Source organism: Streptomyces sp. NPDC053755 (assembly GCF_040677675.1).
Classification (GTDB): Bacteria; Actinomycetota; Actinomycetes; order Streptomycetales; family Streptomycetaceae; genus Streptomyces.
Map to the genome: position 1 here is coordinate 1 of NZ_JBFASK010000082.1, position 1572 is coordinate 1572.

General features: G+C 68.3%; 2 pseudogenes. One reads left to right on the forward strand and one right to left on the reverse strand.

From position 1 onward, the window contains the following. The first annotated feature begins 87 nt into the window (after positions 1-87). Positions 88-634 (forward strand): annotated as a pseudogene (locus AB0K65_RS32300) (hypothetical protein). Here AB0K65_RS32300 and AB0K65_RS32305 read toward each other — a convergent pair. Continuing rightward, positions 618-1474, reverse strand: a pseudogene (locus AB0K65_RS32305) (IS5 family transposase). The pseudogenes AB0K65_RS32300 and AB0K65_RS32305 sit on opposite strands and share 17 nt — an antisense overlap. Positions 1475-1572: the final 98 nt, after the last annotated feature.

The window sequence follows — 1572 nt, forward strand, 5'->3', positions numbered from 1 at the left end:
CGTCACCCTCGCATCACTCCTGATGTGGGCGTGACATTTGACGACACCCCCTAGGGCGTGTGTCGGAAGTGCTCTAGGTTGGCTGACGTGACTGGGCGGGGGCGGAGTTATCGATATGTCGGACCGGTTGAGCTGAAGGCCGCGGTCCGGCCTGGTGGCGGCGGGCGTCGTATCGGCTCGGCGGCTGACTTCGACGGCTGGATCGTGGAGCAATCGGCGGTGGAGCTGGCCGAACCGTTCACCTTCGTTATCGGCATGGACGGTGTGCTTCGGCTGGCGCCGCGCCGGAGCGAGCACGTGGCCTGTGCCGGCGGAGAGGGTCCTGAGCGCTGGTGAGATCAGCTTCATGCGCGAGGCAGACCGGTGGACCGTGAGCGAGGTCAGTAACCAGTCCACCGGCTACTGCCCAGACCTCACCTCCTGGGCGGAGGTCGCCCGCGCCCTGGACGCTGCAGAGCTTCGGCGGCCATCTGGCTTCACCCACGAGGTGGTGTTCCGGCGATGCCCCGACTGCCAGGAGCGCAACATCGTCCGTGAGGACGACTTCGTCTGTGTCTTCTGCGGCAGCGATCTGCCCGCGGCATGGAACGTGGATCCCACCACGTGGCGGCCCAAGGTCACAGCCACTCGCTGATGGCCGACCAGGACGGTCGCCTCGTAGCGGACGGCGAGCTTGTCGTATCGCGTGGCGACGGCCCGGTGTCTCTTGAGTCGGTTGATCCCGCACTCGACCGCATGGCGCTGGCGGTAGTCGGCCGGGGCGAAGCGCGGCGGCCGGCCGCCGCGGGAGGCGAGCTTCTGGCGGTTGCGGGCCTGGTCGGCCTTGTCCGGGATGGTGCAGCGGATCCCGCGGCGGCGCAGGTAGGCGCGGTTCCTGCGGGAGGCGTACGCCTTGTCCGCCCGCACCCGGTCGGGACGAACGCGTGGCCGGCCCGGCCCGAGGCGGGGCACGCGGACCTTCTCCAGCACGGGTTCGAACTGCGGTGAGTCTCCCCGCTGCCCGGCTGTTACCACGATCGCCATGGGCTTCTGGCCCTGCTCGACGGCCAGGTGCAGCTTGGTGGTGAACCCTCCGCGCGAGCGTCCCAGCCCGTGATCATGAGGCTCGGTGAGCACGCCACCCGGCGGTTCCTTCTGCAGATCACCCCGCTTGCGGGCCCCGGCCGCATGATGGTGGGCGCGGCAGACCGTGGAGTTGACGCTGAGGTCCCACGTGATCGCGCCCTTCACGTCGGCTGAGGATGCGGTGCCAGATGCCGTTGCGCTGCCATCGACGGAAGAGGTCGTAGACCCGGTTCCAGGGCCCGTATGCGACAGGGACGTCCCGCCACGGAACACCGGTCCGGACCCGGAACCGTATGCCGTCGATCAACTGCCGCCGAGGCCAGACAGGCGGTCGCCCCGCCTTCGTCCCCTTCGGCAACAACGGCTCCAGCACCGCCCACTGCTCGTCCGTGAGATCTACCCGACCCACGAACCGTGATCATTCACAGTCCCAAGATCCACTTTCGATGCACGGCCTAGGTGTATTGACCTGCAGCGTTGTTGACGCGGGTGATGGGCGGGTGTCCG